General features: G+C 62.7%; 15 protein-coding genes. 6 read left to right on the plus strand and 9 right to left on the minus strand.

Translation table 11 applies throughout. The features are described from left to right. Positions 1 to 4 precede the first annotated feature (4 nt). The 6 genes from tdh to JOD47_RS07680 form a co-directional block, all read right to left on the minus strand. Positions 5 to 1,048 (minus strand): L-threonine 3-dehydrogenase, encoded by a 1,044-nt coding sequence (gene tdh, locus JOD47_RS07655; protein ID WP_204533357.1) that lies wholly within the window; start codon positions 1,046 to 1,048, stop codon positions 5 to 7. Between the two features lie 34 nt (positions 1,049 to 1,082). After that, entirely contained in the window at positions 1,083 to 2,774 is a 1,692-nt protein-coding gene (locus JOD47_RS07660) for a formate--tetrahydrofolate ligase (RefSeq protein ID WP_204533359.1), read from the minus strand. Between the two features lie 108 nt (positions 2,775 to 2,882). Further along, positions 2,883 to 3,650: a phosphatase gene (locus tag JOD47_RS07665; protein ID WP_204533361.1), complete on the minus strand. Its 768-nt coding sequence runs from the start codon at positions 3,648 to 3,650 to the stop codon at positions 2,883 to 2,885. Positions 3,651 to 3,700: 50 nt separating this feature from the next. Next, positions 3,701 to 4,948 (minus strand): D-inositol-3-phosphate glycosyltransferase, encoded by a 1,248-nt coding sequence (mshA, locus tag JOD47_RS07670; RefSeq protein ID WP_204533362.1) that lies wholly within the window; start codon positions 4,946 to 4,948, stop codon positions 3,701 to 3,703. A gap of 251 nt (positions 4,949 to 5,199) precedes the next feature. Next, positions 5,200 to 5,514: a hypothetical protein gene (locus tag JOD47_RS07675; RefSeq protein ID WP_204533363.1), complete on the minus strand. Its 315-nt coding sequence runs from the start codon at positions 5,512 to 5,514 to the stop codon at positions 5,200 to 5,202. A 416-nt stretch (positions 5,515 to 5,930) separates the two neighbouring features. After that, the gene (locus JOD47_RS07680) at positions 5,931 to 6,698 is read right to left on the minus strand and encodes a DUF8692 domain-containing protein (protein ID WP_504739226.1); all 768 of its coding nucleotides are present in this window, start codon (positions 6,696 to 6,698) and stop codon (positions 5,931 to 5,933) included. Positions 6,699 to 6,768: 70 nt separating this feature from the next. Between JOD47_RS07680 and JOD47_RS07685 the strand changes: the two genes are divergently transcribed. Beyond that, positions 6,769 to 7,929: a DUF418 domain-containing protein gene (locus JOD47_RS07685; protein WP_204533365.1), complete on the plus strand. Its 1,161-nt coding sequence runs from the start codon at positions 6,769 to 6,771 to the stop codon at positions 7,927 to 7,929. Here JOD47_RS07685 and JOD47_RS07690 read toward each other — a convergent pair. Further along, on the minus strand, positions 7,926 to 8,573 hold the full coding sequence (locus JOD47_RS07690) for a histidine phosphatase family protein (RefSeq protein ID WP_372432795.1): 648 nt from the start codon (positions 8,571 to 8,573) through the stop codon (positions 7,926 to 7,928). The two genes, JOD47_RS07685 and JOD47_RS07690, sit on opposite strands and share 4 nt — an antisense overlap. Continuing rightward, the gene (locus tag JOD47_RS07695) at positions 8,570 to 10,015 is read right to left on the minus strand and encodes a CCA tRNA nucleotidyltransferase (RefSeq protein WP_204533366.1); all 1,446 of its coding nucleotides are present in this window, start codon (positions 10,013 to 10,015) and stop codon (positions 8,570 to 8,572) included. Before JOD47_RS07695 ends, JOD47_RS07690 begins: the two co-directional genes overlap by 4 nt. 221 nt (positions 10,016 to 10,236) lie before the next feature. On the opposite strand from JOD47_RS07695, the gene JOD47_RS07700 reads away from it, so the two are divergent. The 5 genes from JOD47_RS07700 (at position 10,237) to trxA (ending at position 15,605) form a co-directional block, all read left to right on the plus strand. Then, on the plus strand, positions 10,237 to 10,716 hold the full coding sequence (locus JOD47_RS07700; RefSeq protein ID WP_239548041.1) for an NUDIX hydrolase: 480 nt from the start codon (positions 10,237 to 10,239) through the stop codon (positions 10,714 to 10,716). A gap of 72 nt (positions 10,717 to 10,788) precedes the next feature. Then, complete coding sequence (murJ, locus tag JOD47_RS07705; protein WP_204533370.1) at positions 10,789 to 12,516, plus strand: murein biosynthesis integral membrane protein MurJ; 1,728 nt, start codon at positions 10,789 to 10,791, stop codon at positions 12,514 to 12,516. Positions 12,517 to 12,598: 82 nt separating this feature from the next. After that, complete coding sequence (locus JOD47_RS07710) at positions 12,599 to 14,107, plus strand: ABC transporter substrate-binding protein (protein WP_204533372.1); 1,509 nt, start codon at positions 12,599 to 12,601, stop codon at positions 14,105 to 14,107. 118 nt (positions 14,108 to 14,225) lie between these two features. Further along, the gene (gene trxB, locus JOD47_RS07715) at positions 14,226 to 15,260 is read left to right on the plus strand and encodes a thioredoxin-disulfide reductase (protein ID WP_307836223.1); all 1,035 of its coding nucleotides are present in this window, start codon (positions 14,226 to 14,228) and stop codon (positions 15,258 to 15,260) included. Positions 15,261 to 15,281: 21 nt separating this feature from the next. Then, a complete protein-coding gene (trxA, locus tag JOD47_RS07720; protein WP_204533373.1) occupies positions 15,282 to 15,605 on the plus strand; it encodes a thioredoxin in 324 nt (107 codons plus the stop codon). 2,089 nt (positions 15,606 to 17,694) lie between these two features. Here the strand turns inward: trxA and JOD47_RS07725 are convergent. Beyond that, entirely contained in the window at positions 17,695 to 19,140 is a 1,446-nt protein-coding gene (locus JOD47_RS07725; RefSeq protein ID WP_204533374.1) for a ParB/RepB/Spo0J family partition protein, read from the minus strand. Between the last annotated feature and the right edge of the window lie 67 nt (positions 19,141 to 19,207).

A 19,207-nucleotide genomic window follows, 5' to 3' on the forward strand; every position in this document is an offset into this window, starting at 1 on the left:
TCCTCTAGATCGCCGACCAGTCAAGCACTACTTTGCCGCTGCGCCCGTTACGGGCAATGCTGAAACCTTCCTGCCACTCCGACGCCGGCAGCACGTCAGTGACCACACTCGCCACAGCATCACGCAGCCGGTCATTGGACTGCAGCATCGCGGACATGGCGTACCACGTCTCAAACATCTCCCGCCCGTACACGCCCTTCAGCGTAAGCATGTGCGTGACCACCTTCCCCCAGCCGATCGTGATGTCCTGGGACGGCAGACCCAGCATCGCGATCCGGCCGCCATGGTTCATATTGTCGATCATCTCAGGCAGCGCCGTGGGGTGCCCGGACATCTCCAGGCCGATGTCGAAACCCTCCACCATATGCAGCTCCCGCTGCGCCTCGGTGATCCGCATCCGGCTCACATCAACCGCCAGGTCCACCCCGATCGACCGCGCAAGGTCCAACCGCGGCTCGGACACGTCCGTAATCGCGATATTGCGCGCACCGGCATGACGGGCAACAGCGATAGCCATCAGGCCGATCGGACCTGCCCCGGTGATCAGCACGTCCTCACCCACCAACGGGAAGCTCAACGCCGTATGCACCGCGTTGCCGAACGGATCGAACACCGCGCCAAGCTCCGGTGTCACACCCTCATGGTGAACCCACACGTTGGTCTCCGGGATCACCACGAATTCTGCAAACGCACCATCCCGCTGCACGCCGACGCTGACAGTCCGGATACACATCTGACGGCGCCCGGCACGGCAGTTACGGCAGATCCCGCACACAATGTGCCCCTCACCGGAAACCCGGTCACCCACCCGGACCTCACACACGCCCTCGCCAAGCTCCACCACCTCACCGTAGAACTCATGCCCGGGAATCAGCGGCGCCTCGATGATCCCGGCCGCCCACGAATCCCACGACTCGATATGCAGATCCGTTCCGCAAATGCCCGTGGTCATCACCCGGATCTTCACCTCGCCGATGCCGGGCACCGGCTCCGGCCGGTCCACGAAGTCAAAGCCAGCCCGTGCACCGGATTTATAGAGCGCCTTCACCCACAGTCCTTTCGTTTGTGTCGCTGGACGGTACTCAGAACAGTCCTACCGCTCCGCCGTCGTCATCCACGTCCATGCGCAGGGCACCGGGTTCCTTAGGCAGACCGGGCATGGTCATCACAGCCCCGGTCAGGGCGACGATGAAACCCGCGCCGGTCTTTGGAATCAGGTCTCGCACGTGAAGGGTGAAGCCCTCGGGAGCACCGAGCCGGGTGGCGTCGTCGGAAAACGAATACTGCGTCTTCGCCATGCACACCGGCAGTTGATTCCAGCCATTGGCTTCGATCTCAGCCAGGCGACGTGAAGCTGCTGTGGAGAAATCGACATCACAGGCTCCATAAATCTCCTGCGCGATTGTGCGGATTTTCTCCTCTACAGAGAGCTCCAACGGGTAGAGGTGGCGGAAGGAGCGGGGCGCCTCAAGCGCGGCCAGGACTTTCCCGGCGAGGTCGTCACCGCCCGGCCCGCCGCCGCCCTCACCCCAGATATCCGCTACTGCGGCGCTGATGCCCTCGGCAGCACACCATGACAGCAGCGCCTCGAGTTCCTCATCCGTGTCAGTGGCGAATTTGTTGACCGCCACCACGGGTGTGATGCCGAATTTACGCACGTTCGCTACGTGGCGCCGGAGGTTCACGACTCCGCGCTTGACCGCGTTGACATCCGGCTCCCGCAGATCTGCCTTCGCGACGCCACCGTGCATTTTCAGCGCACGAATGGTTGCAACCAGTACGACGGCGTCAGGCGCCACATCTGCAGCCCGCGCCTTGATATCCATAAATTTCTCGGCGCCCAGGTCTGCACCGAACCCGGCCTCGGTCACCACGATGTCGGAAAGGCGTTGCGCTGTCTGGGTGGCGATGACCGAGTTGCAGCCGTGCGCGATGTTGGCAAATGGCCCACCATGCACCAGCGCCGGAGTGCCGGCAATCGTCTGCACGAGATTGGGTTTGACGGCGTCCTTCAGCAGCAGTGTCAGTGCTCCTTCAACGCCGAGGTCCGCAACGGTGACCGGCTTCCTGTCATAGGTGTACCCGATGGTCATGCGCGCGAGCCGCTGCCGCAGATCTGCGAGATCGGTGGCCAGGCAGAAGGCGGCCATGACCTCCGATGCCACCGTGATGTCGAACCCGTCCTGGCGAGGAACTCCCTGGGTGGGCCCGCCCAGGCCGATCACTACCTCCCGCAAGCTGCGGTCATTGACGTCGAGCACGCGCTTGAAGGTGATCCTGCGGGGATCGATGTTGAGCGGGTTGCCCTGGTAGATGGAATTGTCGACCAGGGCCATCAGCGTGTTGTTGGCACTCGTAATCGCGTGGAAATCGCCCGTGAAGTGGAGGTTGATGTCCTCCATCGGCAGCACCTGTGAATAGCCGCCGCCCGTGGCTCCGCCCTTCATGCCCATGACCGGGCCCAGCGAGGGCTCACGCAGGGCAACCATCACACGCTGTCCCGCGCGTGCCAGGGAGTCCGCGAGCCCTACCGTGCAGGTGGATTTACCCTCGCCAGCGGGGGTGGGACTCATCGCGCTGACCAGGACCACTTTGCCCGGCGCCTTCCCACCGACGCGGGGCAACCGTGCGATGTCGATCTTTGCCTTGTACCGCCCGTACAGTTCGAGCGCCTCAGCGGGAATCCCCGCCGCTGCTGCAATTTCCTCGATGGGACGGATACGGGCAGCTCGTGCGATGTCGAGGTCGGACACAGGGGCGTGGATGGACGTCATCGTCTCAGATCCCTCCGGGGTGCTGGCAGGACTGTGGGCGGCTCGGGTGTGAGCTCACATCCAATCTACCAGCGCGGACCGGCGCGGCCCTGCCCCCGAGCAGGGACTTCAGGCCAGTCCTGCGCGCTCAAGAATATAGCTGGTCATCGGCTCATAGAGACCGGGGCACAGGTTGTCATCCAGCGGCACCGCTACTTCCAGTTGCCCCTCGGCCTCGGAGACAAACAGGCCCGGGTCATTGCAGTCAGCAAAGCCGAGCGTCGGAATGCCGACTGATGCCGCATGCCCCGCCCAGCCATGATCAGCCACCACCAGCTCGGGCGCGGGCGCGCCCTGGGATGCGAGAAGCTCGAGGCTGAGCCGCATCGGCTCGGGGTAGTGGGTGTGGACGAGGCCACCGTACTGGTGCCAGGCCAGGACACCGAAAAGCTGCCGGATGTCGCCGTCCCGGAAAGGCTGGCCCTCCGGTACCTTGACGACGGTTGCGCCGCCGCGCTCAGCTGCAGCGGCGAGCGCAGCGTGGACGGGCAGCAGGCCTGCGGGATGACCGGTGGCGAACAGGATCCGGCTGCCGGTTCGGACGGCCTCGCCGAACCGGTCCGCGAACCGATCGAGTGCGGCGACACACTTGTGCGCGTCAATGGTGTCCTGACCCTCGAGGTGGTCCCGGTCGGTGCTGGTGCCGACGCGCTCGTGCATCAGGTCGAAAACTTCGTCGAGGGTCCAGGTGCGGGTAAGCCGCACACCGAACTCAAGGTGCTCATTTCCCTCGAGGAACAGCCGCATGTGCCGGAGGTTGTCCTGCCGCGGGGTGGCAACCTCCCCGGTGATACCCACTGAGTCGAGATAGCTGGCAAGTTCCGCGGCTGCATTCACCCGTCCATCCTAGGCACACTGCTCGCGGCGCCTGGATAGACTGCTGCGGCTCAGAGCGCCGGGGCGCCCTCGTACTGTTCGACGGCGGTCCGGTAACTCTGCGCCGTGAACAGTGCGGTCCGCTGCCAGCCGAAGGCCAGCGCGTGCACCGCGGCATTGGCGCCAAGCGTGCGGCGCATTCCGCCGTCGTCGTGCAGGACCTCCAGCGCCGCTGACCAAAGAGCGGCACCATGCCCGTCGACCAGGATGCCTGTTCGCCCGGCACTGATCGCCTGCGGCAGACCCCCGACGTTCGCTGCCAGCACCGGAGTACCACAGGCCTGCGCCTCAAGCGCCACCAGGCCGAACGATTCACTGTAGGAAGGCATGGCCACGACGTCGGCCGCCCGGAACCAGTGCGCAAGCTGCCCGGGCAGGACGGGCGGGTAGAGCCGCACCACGTCCTGCAGTCCGAGCCGATTGATCAGGGGCCGCAGTTCCAGGGCTTCGGATCCGCTGCCGGAGCCGATGATGCTGACCTGGAGCGGGATGTCGGGGCGCCGCGCCAACAGGTCAGCGGCGGCCTGGACGAGCAGGTGAGGGCCCTTCAGCTTCTGGATCCGGCCGGCGAACACCACGTGGAAGGTCTCGGCAGCGAACGAAAGCCCTTGCCGGGACCCGGGCCGGTCAAGCGCATTGAAGATGTCCAGATCCACACCGGGAGCGACGATGTCGACCTTCTCGGCGGCCGCTCCGTACAGGGACTCCAGTTCAGCGGCCTCCGTACTCGTGTTGGCAATGAGGCGGTCGGCGTCGTTGACGATGGTCTGCTCGCCTGCAATGCGGGATTCAGGTTCCATCACGCCTCCGGCGTGGAGTCGAAGGTTCTTCACCCGGGCCATGGTGTGCATCGAGTGAACCAGCGGCAGGTTGAGGGATCGCGCAACGGTCAGGCCCACGATGCCGGAGACCCAGTAGTGGGAGTGGATGACGTCGAAGTGCCCGTCAGCAAGCAGATCGGTTGCGTCGGCAATAGCGTCTGCGAGGTCATCGGAGAGCTGGGGAAGAACTTCTTTCGGCACCCTGCGGGTGGGTCCGGCAATGAGATGGCGGACCAGGACACCCGGGCCCAATTCCTCGACGTGCGGTTGCCCGTCCGCTGCTGCGCGGGTGAAGATTTCGACGTCGATGCCAACCTTGGCGAGCTCGAGTGCCACCGAGCGGACGTAGACGTTCATACCGCCGGCATCCCCGCCGCCGGGCTGATCGAAGGGCGATGTGTGAAGCGACAGCATCGCCACGCGCTTCACGGGGGTCACGAGCCCTCCCTTCGCCGTCCATGTTGTGGGCTGATGCCAGCGCCTGACTGCCGGCCCTAGTGACCATATAACGCGGACAACAGTCACTACATTCCGGGCAGGTATCTCCCGGACGGGACGGAGGGGCCCGTTAAAGGCGGAAGCCCGCGCTGGGAAGCGCGGGCTTCTCTGGTGGTGGTACCGATGACTTGCATCAGTTCCTCCTTCGCGGATCGACGGGAAGCGGCGAACGTGCCGCATGGACGCACCTGTTACTTGATGAACAGGTGATGCTGCGGCAGGGCATAGGACTGGGCATTTTCCCAGGCGTTGTCGACCGACGATTCCTGTATTCGCTTCCAGAAGGAAACACTCTCCCGGAGTTTCCTGATCATGAGGTACACCTCCTCTCGCTGCGTGAAGTCAGGCATCACCGCTGAAGGATCGATCGGCTCCATGTCGGGTTGACCAACGGAGTTGTCGAGGCGGGTGAGGTTGCCGGACATGATGAATTCCCCCTGCGAACGCCGCTGTGCATCGACCTGGGCCGTGGTGCGTTCGATGGAAGTAGGGGCTGAAACAGGCATGAGTATCTCCTGGGACTGTGGTGCGGAAAGATAAAAAGCGCCGGGATAAACCCGGGATTCGTGCCGGAAGACACAAAGAAGCGAGGCGTATTCCGCCTGACACAAAGTGAAAAAGAGAGACTTCTCCGTAGAAGGAAAATTAAGAGAGAAGTGCCGTCTTCAGCAGGAACTTAGTGCGCTGCGATGGCGGAGGCAGGGCGGGTTCGCGCGGCCATTATGCCGCCGAGAAGATTAATCACCGAAATCCCACCTCCGTTTCTTACGAGCGCTTACCTGGACAGTGCAAAAACAAAGGAAGATTGAGTTCTCCCAATGGCACTTCTCAAAGGTACCCCAAACAAAGCGGCTTCGCCTAGTTCTTTTCCCGAGAGATTCTGAAAGATTTTCCAGGGTTGGAATAGCCGGCAATCCGCCGATCAGGAGTCAGTGGGATTCTGCGCAACCAGGCTGCGCCCGGTCCAGCGGATGTCGAGCGCCGCCAGTGTCGCCCACAAGGCGATGAGCGCACCCGCGACTTCCAGGCCCTCTTCGATCATCGCTGTGAACTGGTACAGCAGCCGGGTTCCAGGAAGAACGAGGTTATCGGAGAGGCTGACGATGATTCCTCCCAGCATTTCGAATCCGACAGCTCCGACGAGAAAGACTGCGCCGGCCACGATCAGCCTCCGCCTCAGCAGCGCATCGACCCTCCGCGCTATCGCCAGAAGAACAAAGCCCGCCACGATGGCGAAGGGAATGCCAATGACCAGCCAGGTGAAGGTGAACGGCAGGGACAACCCCATCAAGCGTGCGGCGATGGCGAATTTCTCGTGAAAGAGCGTGGCTTCATCTATGGACATGAAGCCCGCCGCGACCGCAAAACAGACATACGGGGCAAAGCCTTGACCGGTTGAGCGCCGGATGAGTGCCAGAAGCGCAAAAGCGGCACTGACGGCGGCGAGCAGCAGCACCGAGTACCAGGTCCACACACTGTCTTCACGGGACGCATACGTCATATCCCGCACGAGAAAGAACGCAGCTGAGATTCGCCCGCCGCCTTCGAAGATGGGCGAGAATGCGTCAATGACCGCTCCGGTAACGAGCAGGACGGCCCCGGTCCACCCGAGGGTGGTGATGAGCTTCCCAATGATCGTCGACCGGAATGCAGGTGCCGGGAGCGGCGTGGGTCTGGGTTGTCTCGTGATGAAGTGAGCCTAATCAGACATCATGAGAAAAAGATGAGAAACACGACGCCGGATGCGGGAAGGTAGGCGGATGGTATCTGCACGGCTCCGGGAGGTCGATGCACTGCGCAGTTTTGCGCTCGGGGGCATCCTCATGGTCAATATCTGGTACTTCGCCGACCCGTACACCCTTGCCGGCGCCGTCAGTCCGGGCCATCAATCGGCAGCCGACCTCGCAGTGCGGTTCACTGTTGCAGCTCTCTTCGAAGCGAAGTTCTACCTGCTCTTCTCCTTCCTGTTCGGCTACAGCTTTGTTCTCCAGTGGCGAGCCGCCATCACTGCAACCGCGTCCCCGGTGCAACGCATGCAGCGCCGCCTTGCTGCATTGTTTGTCCTCGGATTGCTGCACGGACTCTTCCTGTTCTTCGGCGACATCCTCCTGACGTACTCGCTCATGGGCCTGATCCTGCTCGCTACGCAATCACTGCGCACGTCCAGCGCCGTTGTCACGGGCAGTGCACTGATTGGAGTACTGGGTTCGCTCATTCTGGCTGTGGGCCTTTTCATCGCCAGTGCCGGGGCGGGTGCTCCCTCCGCCGCTGTTCCAGTTGATCCCGGCGCGATCACCGAGAGCGCCGGCTCGGCCTTCTCCTCCAACGCGGATAACTTCCTGGACAACGTCGCCGGGGTGGTCTTCCTTCAGGGTCCGCTCTCGCTGGGCATGTTCTACCTCGGCCTTGCGGCCGGCCGGGCCCGCCTCCTGGAACGGCGGCTCTCCACCCGCACACTGACGACGACGGCGGCAACCTGCCTTCCCGTCGGCCTCGCCGCCGGGGCTTTCCAGGCCTACCTGACCATCTACGGGAACGGCGACCGGTTCAGTGTGCTGGCCTTCGGCATCTCCACCCTCACCGCACCTCTACAGACAGCCGGCTATGTGAGTCTCCTCCTGCTGCTTTTCCGGACGACGGCGGGTGCACAAATCTGCGGACTGCTTGCGCCGGCGGGACGCATGGCACTGACCAACTACCTCATGCAGTCGGTGATCATGGCCCTCGTGTTCACTGCCTACGGGCTGCGGCTTTCCAACGGGCTGCCGGCCATCGCGGTGGCGGGAATCGCCGTCGTCATCTTTGTTGCCCAGCTGATCCTCAGCTGCCTTCTCCTCGTACGCATAAGGACTGGCCCGGCAGAGTGGCTGCTGCGCCGCGTCACGTACGGCGCACCAGGTGATCGGGTGCCGGGGAGCTAGATGTTCCAGCGCAGGATGGCGGGTGTGCGCTTGTCCCAGCCGAGCGCACACACCGCTGCCGTACCAAGGACGAAGCGCCGCCCCTCCGCTGGATCGAACTCCAGCCAGCGTGCCGCGAGCACCCGGAGGAAGTGGCCGTGGGCCACCAGAAGAGCGTTCTGCACAGGTTTCGCCTGCGGATCCTGGTCCGCTGGTGTGCCGCAGCCGGCCTGGACCCGGGAAATGATCCGGTCAGCGCGGGTTGCCACCTGAGCGATGGTTTCACCGTTCGGTACGCCGTCCTTCCAGATGAGGTAGTCCGGATTCTCCTGGCGGACAAGCGCACTGTTACGGCCCTCGTTGTCACCGTAATCCCACTCATGTGCATATGGGAGCACCTCGGCGCCGGCGAACCCGGCCAGCTCAGCGGTTCGTCGCGCACGCTGAAGCGGAGACGTGAAGACCAAGTCAAACTCGACGCCGGCCAACCGGCTCGCAGCGTCCCGCGCCTGCTGTTCACCGGCCGGGGTCAGTGCGAGGTCAGTGAGGCCGGTGTAGTTGCCGTCCCGGGACCACTCCGTCTCACCGTGGCGCAGGAGCCAGAGGTTGGGCAGCGGTGTGCCCGCCGAGGTCAGGTCAGCGGCCGCGGCTCCGGACTGGCTCATGATTCATCTCCTGCGGCTTCGGGCTGGCCTGCCCACCAGGCGTGCAGCTTGGACTCGGCCGCCTCACGGGTATGCGGGCCATGTTCCATGCGTTCCTCCAAAAGAAAACGGTAGGCCCGCCCCACCACCGGCCCCGGCCGAATGCCCAGCAGCTTCATGATGTCTTCTCCGTCCAGATCCGGCCGTATCGACGCAAGCTCTTCCTGCTCGGCGAGCGCAGCGATGCGGTTCTCCAGGTCATCGTAGGCAAAAGCGAGGCGCTCGGCCTTGCGGCGGTTGCGCGTCGTCACGTCCGACCGCGTCAGCCGGTGCAGCCGTTCAAGCTGCGGTCCGGCGTCGCTCACGTAGCGACGAACGGCAGAATCCGTCCAGCCCGCCTCGCCGTAACCGTAGAAGCGCATGTGGAGCTCCACGAGGCGCGCCACCGCCTTGATGGTGTCGTTGTCGAAGCGGAGCGTCTTCATCCGCTTGGCCGTCAGTTTTGCTCCGACGACGTCGTGGTGGCGAAAACTCACACCGCCGGTCGGTTCGAAGCGCCGGGTGGCCGGCTTCCCGACGTCGTGCATCAGGGCAGCGAACCGCAGGGCAAAATCGGGAGCCGGCACCGCGCCGTCGTCGTCGGTTTCCAGCGCGCACGCCTGCTCCAGCACGGTCAGCGAGTGCTGGTAGACGTCCTTGTGCCGGTGGTGCTCGTCCAGCTCCAGGCGCAGCGCGGGCACCTCAGGCAGCACATGGTCGGCCAATCCGGTGGAGACCATCAGGTCAACGCCCCGCCGGGGGTGGGCCCCGTTGATGAGTTTGGTGAGCTCGTCCCGGACGCGCTCCGCGGAGATGATGGTGATGCGCTCGGCCATTGCGGTCATTGCCTCCCGGACTTCCGGCGCAACCTCCACTCCCAGCTGGGATGCGAACCGCGCGGCCCGCATCATGCGGAGCGGATCATCGGAGAACGACGACGACGGCGCCCCCGGAGTGCGCAGCAGGCCCGCGTGCAGGTCCTTCACACCACCGTACGGGTCCACGAGTTCCAGTGAGGGAAGCCGCAAGGCCATGGCGTTGATCGTGAAGTCCCGGCGGAGGAGGTCGTCCTCCAGGTTTGTACCGAACGCAACCACAGGCTTGCGGGAGGACGGATCGTAGACCTCAGCGCGGTAGGTCGTGACCTCGATGGTGAAGGACGCCTTGCGCAGACCGATGGTTCCGAACTCCCGGCCGATTTCCCAGAAGGCATCGGACCAGCGCCTGATGACCGCGATCGTCTGGTCCGGGTCAGCGTCCGTGGTGAAATCGAGGTCCGGAGACGACCTACCAAGGAAAAGGTCCCGGACCGGCCCGCCCACCAGGGAAAGTTCATGACCGGCGTCAGCGAACAGCCGTCCAAGCTCAGTGACCACCGCCGGAAGGGGGGCGGTCAACGGGGAATCTTCCAACAGGTGCACCATAGTTCTTTAAGCGTGCCAGAGATCAGCCCAAACACCATTACGAGGCTCGGAACGGGCAAGCGGGTCGCCGATCGGACCATCAGCGCGGCAACACGCCGCCCGTTCTGCATGCTGGCGCGGAGCCGTGCGTGCGGTCATCATCCCCCAGCAAAGGTAGTTAGAGTGGGATCATGGACCGTCCCGTTCCGAGCGCCCCAAAGCGCACCCCATTGACAGCGTCAATGGGACGAACAGGCGCGCCGCTGGTCCATCAGTCCCTGCCCACGGTAGAGGAAGTGTCGGCAGGCGGAATCGTCGTCGACACCTCCACCGACCTGCTCAACGTGGCAATCATCGCCCGGCTGAACCGTGGCGGACGGCTCGAATGGTGTTTGCCCAAGGGCCACCCGGAGAACCAGGAAAACAACGAGCAGGCAGCGGTGCGGGAAATTGAAGAGGAAACCGGCATCTGCGGCCGCGTCCTCGCCGCGCTCGGCAGTATCGACTACTGGTTCACCGTCAGCGGGCACCGCGTCCACAAAACGGTCCACCACTTTCTCCTCATCTCGACCGGCGGGCATCTCACCATCGAGAATGATCCCGATCATGAGGCCGTCGACGTCGCCTGGGTTCCGCTCGCTGACCTCGGCCGGAAGCTTTCCTTCCCGAACGAGCGCCGCATCGCGGACCTCGCCCGCGAAGTCCTGCCGCAGTACCTCTGATTCGGTGCCTGCCATAGTGCAATGACTGCGGGTTACCGGTATCGGCCGCCAATGGTGAGACGATATGGAACGATGTCTGATACCAACACCGCCTCAATACCGGTCCAGGATGCGGGCGTGGTGCCCAGTCGCCGTCCCACTCCCGCGGGCAATGTTCCGCCCACCGATACAACTGCACGCTCCAGCGCGATCATGGCTGCGGGCACGCTCGTTTCGCGCATCCTCGGCCTCGTCCGTGTGGCTCTCCTCGCCACGGCAATCGGCACTGCCGGCGCGGTATCCGACCTGTTCCCCGCGGCGAACAACTTGCCGACCTATATCTTCCTGATGATTGCGGGCGGCGTGTTCAACGCAGTGCTGGTGCCGCAGATCATCCGGGCGAGCCGGCAGGAGGACCGCGGTGCGGACTTCGTGAGCCGCCTGATGACGCTCTCCGTCATCGTCCTGTTCATCCTGACTGTGCTGATCACACTGGCCGCGCCGTTCCTGGCGGACCTGCTCACCAATGTGTCCGGTGACGCGCTGGCCCTCACCACGGTCTTCGCCTACTGGTGCCTGCCGCAGATCTTCTTCTACGGGCTCTACTCGATCATCGGGCAGGTCCTCAACGCCAACGGTTCCTTCGGTCCGTACATGTGGGCTCCCGTGGTCAACAACATCGTCTCCATCGGTTTCCTCATTGCCTTCATCACAATGCTGGGCGCCGAACGAACCACCGCGCATACCCCCGACACGTGGACTCCCACCCATACGCTGCTGCTGGCCGGCGGAACCACCCTCGGAATCGTTATCCAGGCGGTGGTTCTCATCGTGCCGCTGCGCCGTTTGCACCTCGGCCTCAGGCCCAGGTTCGGTTGGCGCGGCGTCGGGCTCGGAAAAACCGGGCGGCTCGCTTCCATCACGATCGTGACCATGCTGATCGGCAACGGTCTCTACATGGTCAACCAGTGGGTGGCCACGATCGCCACCGAGGCCCGAACCGACCTGCCCGACGACGCCTACATCGCCGGTCTCACCAACCTGGATATCGGGTCGCTGGTCTACGTTCTGCCTCACTCCGTGATCGCGCTGTCGCTGGCCACCGTCATGTTCAACCGTCTCGCTGCCGCGCATTCCCAGGGTGATGTGGATACCACCAAGGAGACGCTGTCACTGGGCATGCGGACCATCGGAGTGGCTACCGTTTTCGGTGCAGCGGCGCTGCTGGCGCTCGCGGCGCCGCTGGGCATGGTCTTTTCGGGCGGTATCCGCGAAGGCGGCGCCCTCAACGCGCTCATCATCACGCTGCTGGCGGTCGGTGCGCCCTTCCTCAGCGCCAACTTCTTCCTCAACCGGGTTTTCTACGCGGCAGAAGACGCCATCACCCCGCTGAAGATCCAGCTCATCCTTTCGGTCACGGGCGTTGCGCTGGCACTCACGGCCAGCCTGTTCGAGCCGGCGCTCATCGTTCCCATGCTGGCTCTCAGCTTCACCCTCGGCAACATTGTGGCCGTCGTCGTCAGTCATGTGTTTCTTGTCCGGAAGATCGGCGGATACGGAGCCGGGCACATCTATGATGTCCACGTCCGACTGACCATTGCGGGCCTGGTGGCCGCCGCCTTCGGCGCCGGACTGCTGTGGTTCTTCGGTGCGTACCAGCCTGACGGGTTCGTGTGGCAGTCGGTGGGGAGCGCCGTCGTCGTTCTTGTCCTTGCCGGACCGCTGATGGCAGCGGTCTACATCGGAATGCTGAAGGTTCTGCGCATCACCGAACTGACTGACTTCCTTGCTCCGCTCCTGACCCGCTTCGGACGCCGGTAAGCCGTAGCCCCGCGCGTACGCGCCCTCTGCCCGGAAGTGGCCGGTAGCATTGGTACAAAGTATCCACATCCGGGAGGAACACGTGCCAGAAGCAGTAGACGTCGGCTCAGTACTGGGCGGCCGGTACAAGGTCACCGCTTACGTCCTCGCCTCTGCTGAGAAGGACCTGGTGCTTGACGGCGTGGACCAGGTGCTGAACCGGCCGGTCAGCATCCTGGTGGCGTCGCCTTCCAACGCCGGTCAGGTAGCCACGAGCGCCCGTGAGGTTGCTACGGGTGAGCGGGCCGGCAATATCCAGGTTCTTGACCTTGGAATCACCGACGCCGGCACCTACCTTGTCACCAACCGCGCACCGGCCGCCGACCTCCTGGATCTCGTAATTCAGCAGGATGCCCCCTATATTGAACCGTTCTTCACGGACACGCTCGGTTCCGAGATTTTCGGCGTTGCCCGTTCCACGGAGCCTGAAACCTACGAAGACGACGACGACTATCACCATGAGCCGGAGCGTCGGCAGGCACGCCTCCCGAAGGCGCGGATGCCCCGTTTCGGCCGCGGCGCTGCGGCGGGTGCTGCCGGTGGAGCTGCTGCCGGTGCGGCCGCCGCATCCGGCCAGGCAGATCCGGGCACTGCCCCGCAGGACATCTCGGCATCCGGCCCAGCCGAACGCCATCCCAGTGTCCCGCCGCCGCCAAGTGCTCCTCCCCGCGCCATTCCAGCTGACGAACGTAGCGGGAGCGCGAAGGTTACCGCTTGGTCCGAGGACGATTACGACCGCCCAGAGGACAGCGCCTCGTCCCAGCGGCCGGCGTCACGTTTCCCTGCCGCCGCCGCTGCGGGCGGAGCTACCGCTGCCGGTACCCAATACGACGACGACGGCCCTTACGAGGATTACGACGAGGATGAGGATCGCGAGAACAATCCTCGTTTCACCCGCCTGCTTGTCGGCATCGTCCTCGCTCTCGTGATCGTGGGCGCCGTTATACTCGCCGTCACGCAGTTGCGGCCCATTTTCGATCCACCCGTCGCCAACGAAAGCGCAACGACAGAGAGCACCGTCGAAGCCACGGACAGCCAAAGCCCCCCGCCGTCTGCCTCAGAGTCTGCAACGCCCACACCGGAGCTGGTGGCACCGGTTGCCACGGGCGTCACCCGCCTGGTGCCGGATAATCCCGAGCTGAACGCCCAGACCGACGCCGACCTCCCTGCGATCATCGATGACAATCCGGCAAGCTTCTGGGGCAGTCTGGTCTACGCGAATGAGACGTTCGGTGGCCTCGCCCAGAACCTTGCGCTGGTGGTTGAGCTCGAAGGGCCCTCCAATGTCTCGGAAATACAGATCGAACAGCTGAACAGCTCCGGCGGCAGCTTCACTGTATTGCTGAATGATGAGCCGACGCTTGAGGGTGCAACCCAGATAGCGCAGTCGGGCTTCACCGGACCATCGGTGACGTTCAACGTGCCGCAGGTCGATGGTGCTCCTCCCACAGCGCAGTATGTGATCGTCAATTTCACCCAACTCCCGAGGCTCTCCAACGTCCAGGCCCAGTACCCCTGGGGTATGCGCATCGCGGAGATCAACATCTCCTAGCGGCTGCCCCGCTCCCCGACAGCATGGAATAAGAGCAGTTGGCCTGTCGTTGTTGCAATTGATCGCGACCGGACTGAAGGTTCGATCGCTCTCACCGATAGAAAGGTTCATCAAACCCGTGAGCACTGAGACAAAGAACGGCAGCAACATACCTGGCGATATCCGCGACGTCATCATCGTCGGATCCGGTCCCGCTGGATACACCGCGGCGGTTTACGCGGCCCGGGCCAACCTCTCACCACTGCTGATCGCCAGCTCTGTGACCGCCGGCGGCGAGTTGATGAATACGACTGACGTGGAAAATTACCCCGGATTCCCGGAAGGTGTCATGGGGCCGGACCTCATGGAGAACTTCGAAAAGCAGGCAGCGCGCTTTGGAACCGAGATCCTCTTCGAGGACGTGACCTCGGTGGAACTCCTCGGCGACGTCAAAGCTGTCACCATCGGCACCGGCGAGACGTTCCGTGCGCGCGCCGTCATTATTTCCACCGGATCTGCCTATCGTGAACTCGGTCTCGACGATGAGAAGCGACTCTCAGGTCACGGAGTCAGCTGGTGTGCCACGTGCGATGGCTTCTTCTTCAAGGACCAGGACATCGCCGTTATCGGCGGAGGCGACTCCGCTATGGAGGAAGCGCTCTTCCTCACCAAATTCGCCCGCTCCGTCACGGTGGTGCACAGGCGAGATTCCCTTCGTGCGTCACGGATTATGCAGGACCGTGCACTGGCTCACGAGAAGATCCGGTTTGAGTGGAATGCGGAAGTAACTGCCATTCACGGATCTGACAAGGTCAACGGCCTGACGCTGGCGAGCACGATCGACGGCTCGCCACGCGAACTTGCTGTCACCGGGGTTTTCGTGGCAATCGGTAATGATCCGCGAACCGACCTGATCAAGGATCAGCTGAAACTGACCGAAGAAGGCACGATTGCTGTCCTCGGAAGGACCTCCAAGACGTCCCTTCCGGGTGTTTTCGCTGCAGGGGACGTCATCGACCCAACGTACCGCCAGGCCATCACAGCGTCCGGATCAGGGTGCGTCGCGGCGATCGATGTTGAACATTACCTCGCCGATTTGGGCGACGCTGCACAGACAGCCGCGGAAGTACCGACACCCGTGGCAGAAGAAGTTTCTGAAACCGCTTCCGTATAACCCTCGAGAAGGAGCAAAGATATGAGCGACGCGAAGGAAGTAACCGATAACTCGTTCGAAGCGGATGTACTCAACGCTTCGAAACCGGTAATGGTTGATTTTTGGGCTGAATGGTGTGGTCCATGCCGCAAACTGTCACCGATTCTTGATGACATCGCTTCTGAGCACTCAGAGAAGATCGATGTTGTGAAGCTGAACGTTGACGACAATCCTGCTACTGCAGCAAAGTACGGAATCACCTCGATTCCTGCCGTATACGTCTTCAAAGACGGAGAAGTAGCCGCAACCTCGATCGGCGCGAAGCCGAAGCAAGTGCTGGAACAGGAATTCGCTCAGTTCCTCTAGAGCCTAGACCTAAGAAAGCGGGGCCACCCGTTGGGTGGCCCGGCTTTCTTATCCCAGCACCACAACCGACGTTTCACGTGAAACGTCCGTCCGGAAGTGGGTTATGGCAGCACCGGAAGCTGGAATTTCGCGTGCTCGCCCGATTTACGATCGGGCCATAGCGCCGTAGGATTGCGCCAGACAGCTGGTTTCAGCAGGCAAGGAAGCGCGTTCACATCGTGCAAGCTTGGCTTAGTAGCGCTAGTAAGGAGCATTGGCACATTCCGATCGGGCCGGGCCGGGATACCAGCACCAACGTCCAGGACATCCATGTCAATAGCTTCTCGTCCAAAGCGCGTCACCGTCGGCAAGTGTTTCACGTGAAACCCGCAAGCTCCGACCGGCTTCCCCACACGAGGGTGCGGCGTTTGAACCGAAGCCGAGTGGCCGGCATCAACCGATAGCAGGGAGTCATTCGATGCCGCCAAGCCAAGGAATCGAGCGGCACTGATATCTGAGCATGCGCGGGAACCTGGCGCAGCTTTTAAGGGGGATGGAAGCACTTTCAACTACGAGTTTCACTGAGATGGCAAGCAGTTCAACCGTCTACGCACCTTCCAGCCCTCCAGTTCCGGTCCCCTCCTCTGCAACTGGCGACCACCCCACGCCATACGAGAACATCAGGCCTACAAGGACTCCTCATCGACCAATACGCCACCATCTGGGACGGGCGTGAGCAGACCCAGTGGAGAGCAAGGTTTCGACTGAACGTATCCAAGCATCGTTTCACGTGAAACGGATCAGCACCAGCCAGCCCGACTTCGGTTCGGGCCCGCGAACTCACCCACAGAAACGCAACAAGCGGCAAGTATGCTGCACACTGCACACTGCACACTGCACACTGCACACTGCGATAATCCAGCACATTCTAGGCAGTGCACGACAATCTCACCGAGGTCGGCGTTTTGGCGGCGATGCGGCGCGCCAGCGTCCGAGGGTATGCCGCGTTCGGAACTCCAACGCGACAGGAGGATCCGACGTGGAATATCGCTCGATAGCCAGCCAGCTTCGGCCGGCACCGAGCCGAGCGCTCTGACTGTGCAAGGCTCACTGTCAACTCTCTGGGCAACTCTCTGGGCAACTCTCACTACGCAGTGCTGATCGGCTCACCGACAGCGGTGGACCTCCGCGCGCGGCCTATTTCGAAGTGTCCAGACGCCATCCTTCGGGCTTGGGGATGTTTCACGTGAAACCCGGCCCGTCGTCCGCGCCCATCTCACCTCCAGTTCGACGTGGCCAGCCCAACGCCTCTCCGAGACACAACGGGTTGTCACCACGAGCGACCCAACTTCAGTGGCCGGCGAGCACCCATGCCGAGCGTGCAGCAGAAAGGATGAGCGGACAACGCTTCGCCGACCTAGACGGGATGAGTTCACCGGAAATGTATGTCCCATACCCACGCAGAAGGACTGGATGTCGCACCGGGAGGCACGCAAGTCTTTCCGCTAGGAAGGCGGGGGGGTTCGCCCTCGAAGCAGTGCTGTTCGCGTGCCAAGTGCTAAGTCCCAAGTGGAGGTGTACCGCCTGTGCCACCGGCCTGGGCCGTTTCACGTGAAACGGCTTTGCGACGTCAAACCGTCCTGCCAGTTGATCACCCAACCAAGCGCCCTTCAGCCAAGCACTCAGACAAGGTTCAGACCTGACCAAATTTCAAGTTGTCCGTTCAGCCTGGATCGACTGCGCAACTGTGTCGATGAAGCTGCGCGGCGAGGGGAGAAAGCTCTGCAGATTCCAGCGAGATAGATGGGGGCCGATGCGGCTCCTGATCGATACACCGCGTACCTGCTTGAAGGCCAGCACGCAGCGGTAATCCGTACTAACCGCCGACAGTCGAGACTCTCTGCGAATATAGGGGCATCGGAACCGCATCCGCACTGATAAGTCCGCGCCTTGCTCAGCGGAGCACCGATACTCCGTGCGCCAGAGTCGACGGAGAATCAGCCGGCTCCCGCTCTCTCGCACCAAGAATGCCCTCCCCACGTAGGAAGGGCGTCGTTTCACGTGAAACGACGCCCTTTCACGGCTACTCTTGCGCCGTGATCCCTCAGTGCTATGGCGTAGGCGCCAGAACCCCCATAATCCGGTTCAGGTCATCCACGCTTGCAAACTCAATACTCACCCGCCCCTTCTTGGCGCCGAGCGTTATCTTCACACTGGTGTCCAGACGGTCTGACAAGGATGTAGCAAGATAGTCGAGTCGCTCATGTCGCGCGCCGGCACGCGGCGTGCTCGGCTTTGCGGGGCGCCGCAAGCCGTCACTCATCGCGACAATTTCTTCAGTGGAGCGAACCGAAAGACCTTCCGCAACTATCCGCTGGGCTAGCTTCTCCATCTCGGCCGGATCGGACAGCCCGAGCAGTGCCCGAGCGTGCCCAGCGCTGAGCACACCCGCTGCCAAACGGCGCTGCACAAGCGGCGGCAGCTTCATGAGTCGCAAAGTATTGGAGATCTGAGGCCGGGAGCGTCCAATGCGACCGGCGAGCTCTTCCTGGGAGCATCCAAAATCCTCAAGAAGTTGCTGGTAAGCGGCCGCTTCTTCTAACGGATTCAGTTGACTCCGATGCAGGTTCTCGAGTAGCGCATCACGCAGTAGGTCATCGTCGGTGGTATCCCGGATGATGGCCGGAACGGTATCAAGACCGGCCTCTTTCGACGCCCGCCAGCGACGCTCACCCATAACCAGTTCGTAGCCCTGGTCACCACCTTCGGGGGAGACACGCACGACAACAGGCTGAAGTATTCCGATTTCCCGCACGGAGTGGACCAACTCGGCCATCTCGTCCTCGTCAAAGACGTTACGGGGCTGCTTCCTGTTTGGGTGAATGGAGTCGATCGGGAGCTCGGCGAAACGCGCGCCAGGAACCTCGCGTAGCGTTTCACGTGAAACGTCACCCGCTTCTTCACCGATCGCACCAGCGACATCGCTGGGTTCCGCATCGAATCCTCCCTCGACCACTTCGCCTCCACTACCGAGTGGAGAGGAGGGGCCATTCTCGGCTGGGAGACCCAGCTGAGATGCCTCGGGTACGGCCGCGGCCGTCGTACCGTTATCCGCTGTTCGCTCTGCTCCTGTTTCGGGAGCCCGCTCGACCGACTTCTTCGCCTGATCTTCCTTCAACTCGTCAACCGGCGAATCTGGTGGGCTTTTCACACCCTTCCCGGAGCCAGCTTCCGTCTTTGCCTTCGCGCTCCTGGCAGTAGGTTGCTTCTTCGACCCTGTCTGGCTGCGTGAGCTCGGCCTTTTCGAAGGCGCAGTGAGTGCCTCCTTATTGATTGACGACCGCCCGGAGACTCGCGGTGGCGCGTCCTGCTTCTGTCCATCGGTTGAGTGATCGGGCGCGCCGTTGGGTGTGGCCGATGGGAAGAAGAGGTCTACAGGACGCCCACGCTCCGCAACCCTCGTACTTGATCCGCTCTCACTTCTATCCTGTTGCTCTGCGCTGCTCGGTATGAGCGCGCCAAGTCCTCGGCCTAGACCCCTACGCTTCTCAGGCATGAAACGGTTCCTCTCAAAGGAGAGCAGACAAACTGCAGCGATTGATAATGCGTTCAGTCTACTGGGA

The sequence above is a fragment of the Arthrobacter tumbae genome, from assembly GCF_016907495.1.
GTDB classification, from domain to species: Bacteria; Actinomycetota; Actinomycetes; order Actinomycetales; family Micrococcaceae; genus Arthrobacter_D; species Arthrobacter_D tumbae.

Bases quoted from the DNA above. Each gene is read 5' to 3' on its own strand.
- JOD47_RS07685 (WP_204533365.1), top strand. From the start codon at position 6,769: ATGGTATCTGCACGGCTCCGGGAGGTCGATGCACTGCGCAGTTTTGCG.
- JOD47_RS07700 (WP_239548041.1), top strand. From the start codon at position 10,237: ATGGGACGAACAGGCGCGCCGCTGGTCCATCAGTCCCTGCCCACGGTA.
- JOD47_RS07725 (WP_204533374.1), bottom strand. From the start codon at position 19,140: ATGCCTGAGAAGCGTAGGGGTCTAGGCCGAGGACTTGGCGCGCTCATA.
- JOD47_RS07695 (WP_204533366.1), bottom strand. From the start codon at position 10,015: ATGGTGCACCTGTTGGAAGATTCCCCGTTGACCGCCCCCCTTCCGGCG.
- JOD47_RS07675 (WP_204533363.1), bottom strand. From the start codon at position 5,514: ATGCCTGTTTCAGCCCCTACTTCCATCGAACGCACCACGGCCCAGGTC.
- JOD47_RS07690 (WP_372432795.1), bottom strand. From the start codon at position 8,573: ATGAGCCAGTCCGGAGCCGCGGCCGCTGACCTGACCTCGGCGGGCACA.
- murJ (WP_204533370.1), top strand. From the start codon at position 10,789: ATGTCTGATACCAACACCGCCTCAATACCGGTCCAGGATGCGGGCGTG.
- trxA (WP_204533373.1), top strand. From the start codon at position 15,282: ATGAGCGACGCGAAGGAAGTAACCGATAACTCGTTCGAAGCGGATGTA.
- JOD47_RS07660 (WP_204533359.1), bottom strand. From the start codon at position 2,774: ATGACGTCCATCCACGCCCCTGTGTCCGACCTCGACATCGCACGAGCT.